The sequence below is a fragment of the Embleya sp. NPDC059213 genome, assembly GCF_042754445.1.
Lineage (GTDB): Bacteria > Actinomycetota > Actinomycetes > Streptomycetales > Streptomycetaceae > Embleya.
In genome coordinates, this window is the sequence record NZ_JBHZAV010000375.1 from 1 (window position 1) to 3,163 (window position 3,163).

5 protein-coding genes are annotated in these 3,163 nt (G+C 72.3%); 4 read left to right on the plus strand and 1 reads right to left on the minus strand.

The window, feature by feature from the left end:
* The 4 genes from ACFXMF_RS47290 to ACFXMF_RS47305 form a co-directional block, all read left to right on the plus strand.
* Positions 1-170 (plus strand): YceI family protein (locus tag ACFXMF_RS47290; protein WP_380021304.1); only part of this gene is annotated, 170 nt, incomplete at its 5' end.
* Between the two features lie 201 nt (positions 171-371).
* Complete coding sequence (locus ACFXMF_RS47295) at positions 372-791, plus strand: SgcJ/EcaC family oxidoreductase (protein ID WP_360310770.1); 420 nt, start codon at positions 372-374, stop codon at positions 789-791.
* Positions 792-800: 9 nt separating this feature from the next.
* Positions 801-1,583 (plus strand): aminoglycoside adenylyltransferase family protein, encoded by a 783-nt coding sequence (locus ACFXMF_RS47300; RefSeq protein WP_360310768.1) that lies wholly within the window; start codon positions 801-803, stop codon positions 1,581-1,583.
* Positions 1,584-1,643: 60 nt separating this feature from the next.
* Positions 1,644-2,045, plus strand: a complete 402-nt coding sequence (locus ACFXMF_RS47305; protein WP_360310766.1) for a VOC family protein — start codon at positions 1,644-1,646, stop codon at positions 2,043-2,045.
* A 74-nt stretch (positions 2,046-2,119) separates the two neighbouring features.
* Here ACFXMF_RS47305 and ACFXMF_RS47310 read toward each other — a convergent pair whose 3' ends face one another.
* Complete coding sequence (locus ACFXMF_RS47310; RefSeq protein WP_360310764.1) at positions 2,120-2,941, minus strand: dienelactone hydrolase family protein; 822 nt, start codon at positions 2,939-2,941, stop codon at positions 2,120-2,122.
* Positions 2,942-3,163: the final 222 nt, after the last annotated feature.

Here is a 3,163-nt window from a genome sequence, read left to right on the forward strand (position 1 = left end):
AACTCGAACTCAACGGCTTCGGCACCGGCTTCGACGGCAGCCCGGTCGCGGGCTTCACCGCCACCACCGAGATCAGCCGCGGCGACTTCGGCGTCACCGGCGGCCCGGCCGGCGCGGCGGTCGGCGACAAGATCACCATCGTCCTGGAGATCGAGGCCAAGCAGGCGTGACCCCCGCGTGCGCCCCGGCTCCGGTCCGCCGACGCCCCGACTCCGGTCGGACGTCGGCGGACCGTTGCGTTGTCGGGGTCCGCCCACACGCTTCGGAGTGCCGCGCGAGACCGGTTGACCTCAAGTTTCCTTGAAGTTCCATACTCCTCTCCAGGGGGCGCTCGGTCCTCGGCAACAACCTCTGGCAACGGGAGAGTTCCAATGAGCACCGAATCGGCCGACCTCGCCGCCATCCAACTACTCGTCGCGGATGCCGTGCGGCTCCAGAACGACGTCGACACGTTCATCCCGCTGCACACCGCACACGTGAACATCGTCAACTTCGGCGGCCGGCGGGTCTCGGGCCGGGACACGCTGACCGAGGCGATGCGCGGGGCGATGGCCTCGCCGCTGGCCGATGTGGCCACCACCGCCGAGATCCAGGACGTGCACTTCGTGCGCCCGGACGTGGCGATCGTGGCGTGCCTCAAGCGGGTCTTCGACCGGCGCGAGGATGTCGACCGCGAGGATTCGGCGACCCCCGCCCTGCCCGCGTCCTCCGGGCAACTCACCTATGTCATGGTCAAGGAGGACGACGGCTGGCGCATCGCGTCGGCCCAGACGACGCCGATCCTGAGCTGAGGAACCCCGATGGCATCCACCGAGGACATCGTTCGACTGGTCCGCGACACGCTCGGCGCGGAGCAGATCGTCGGCGCCTACCTGCACGGCTCCGCGGTGCTCGGTGGACTGCGGCCACGCAGTGACGTGGACGTGCTGGTCGTCGTCCGCCGGGCCACCACGGCCGTGCGGCGACGGGCACTGGTCGAGGGCCTGCTCGCGATCTCCGGCGAGCGGGCCCTCGGCGGCCCCGCCCGGCCCGTGGAGTTGACCGTGGTCGTGCAATCCGAGGTCCGGCCGTGGCGCTATCCGCCGCGCTGCGAGTTCCAATACGGCGAATGGCTGCGCACCGAGTACGAGCGCGGCACGACGCCGGCACCGGAGCCGAGCCCGGACCTGGCACCGCTGCTCACGATGGTGTTGCTCGGCCGGGCCGCTCTGGTGGGACCGCCGCCGGACGAGGTGCTCGACCCGGTCCCGCACGCGGACCTGCGGCGCGCGATCGTGGCCGGCGTACCGGAGTTGCTCGCCGAGGCGGAGACCGACACCCGCAACGTGCTGCTCACCCTGGCACGGATCCGGACGACGCTGGAGACCGGGACGATCCACTCCAAGGACGCCGCGGCCGATTGGGTGCTCGCACGGCTGCCGGTCGAGCATCGGCCCGTACTCGCTCGCGCGCGGGCCGGCTATCTCGGCGCCGAGGACGAGGACTGGCAGGAGTGGTTGCCGCAGGTACGGGCGCACACCGCGTACGCCGCGACGGCGATCGCGCGGTCGGCCGCGCGCGAGGGGCATGACCTCGGGCAGTAGGCTCGGGCGATCCCGCTCGAACGGGTGAGCGGGTACGGTCGGCCACGAAGGGCGGAACACGTGTCGAAGGCGAGCTTCTCCGGGGTCCATCACGTCGCGCTGAACGTCCGCGACCTGGACGCGTCGATCCGGTGGTACTCCGAAGTCCTGGATTTCGTACCGGTGTTCCCGTGGGACACGGACGACTTCGACCGGCGGATCATGCGCCACCCCGGCGGTGTGGTGGTCGCGCTCACCCGGCACCGGCACGCCGACGCCGGCGCGGCGTTCAACGAACGCACGACCGGCCTCGACCACCTGGCCTTCACGGTGGACACCCGCGCCGAGCTGGAGGCGTGGGAGGCCCGGCTGACCGAGGCCGGCGTCACCCACTCGGGAATCCGGGTCACCCCCTCGACCGGCTTCACCCTGATCGCCTTCCGCGACCCGAACGACATCCAGTTGGAGATGTACCTCGCGTAGCCCCCGGGAGTAGCGCGGGCGCGGCTGGGGTGCGGGCGCGGCTGGGGTGCGGGTGCGGTCCGGGGCCGGTGTGGTCAGTCGGTCGGTGTGTCCGTCGCCTGCTCGGCTGCCGGCTCGGCTGCGTGGTCGGCCGCCGGCTCCGTCCCGGGCCCGGTGGGTGCGTCGGGTGCCAGGTGGCGGGCGAAGAAGGTCTCGATGCGTTGCCACGCGTCGGCGGCGGCGACCGGTTCGGGGCCGATGCCCAGGATGCGGCGCAGCACCGGGCGCAGCAGCGGCGCCGCGTTGTCGGCCTCGTTGAGGAACGAGTGGCCCGCGTCCGGATACAGCTCGACGTCGTGCTCGACGCCGGCGCGACGCAGCGCCGCCTCCAGCTTGACGGCGGCGCCGCCAAAGGCCTTGTCCCGGCCGCCGTACGAGGCGACGATCGGGCACGCGCCGCGCAGCGCGACGTCCGGATCGCGGGGCAACTGGGCGTAGTTGGCCGCCGCCACGTCATAGGTGCCCTGCCCGGCGAGCACCAGCGCGAAGCCGCCGCCCATGCAGAAGCCGATCACCCCGATCCGGCCGGTGCACTCCGTCGCGGCCGACAACCACTGCCGGGCCGCCTCGATGTCGGCGTACGGCCGACCGCGCCCGGTCGATACCGCGCGCATCATCGAGATCAGGCATCGGTTCGGGCTGCGACCGTGATAGAGGTCCGGCATCAGCGCCAGGTAGCCGGTCTCGGCCATCCGGTCCGCGTGCCGGCGGTTGACCGCGTCCGGGCCCGTGCCCTCGTACAGGACGACCACACCCGGCCACGGGCCCTTGCCCTTCGGGCGGGCGAGATAGCCGGTGAGTCCCCGGCCGGTCTCGTCACGAAGCAACATCGCCGACAGATCAACGGTTTCGCCCATGGCGACGACCGTAGGCGATGCCGGCGTGCCGCGGCAGAGGCTTTCCCGTCACGCCACCCACGCGTGGTGTCGGTGTCGGTGTCGGTGTCGGCGTCGGTGGAGCCGAGGCGGGTCGGCGATCGACGCCCCGGCTCAACCCGCCGTGGACGCGGTCTCGGGCGCCGTCTTCGCCGCCGCCCCCGCAGCGGACGCGTTCGCGCGCGGTGCTCGGATGCCGAGCAC

What these genes read in the sequence shown, in the direction of transcription:
- ACFXMF_RS47300 (WP_360310768.1), top strand. Translation starts at nt 801, where the DNA reads ATGGCATCCACCGAGGACATCGTTCGACTGGTCCGCGACACGCTCGGC.
- ACFXMF_RS47310 (WP_360310764.1), bottom strand. Translation starts at nt 2,941, where the DNA reads ATGGGCGAAACCGTTGATCTGTCGGCGATGTTGCTTCGTGACGAGACC.
- ACFXMF_RS47295 (WP_360310770.1), top strand. Translation starts at nt 372, where the DNA reads ATGAGCACCGAATCGGCCGACCTCGCCGCCATCCAACTACTCGTCGCG.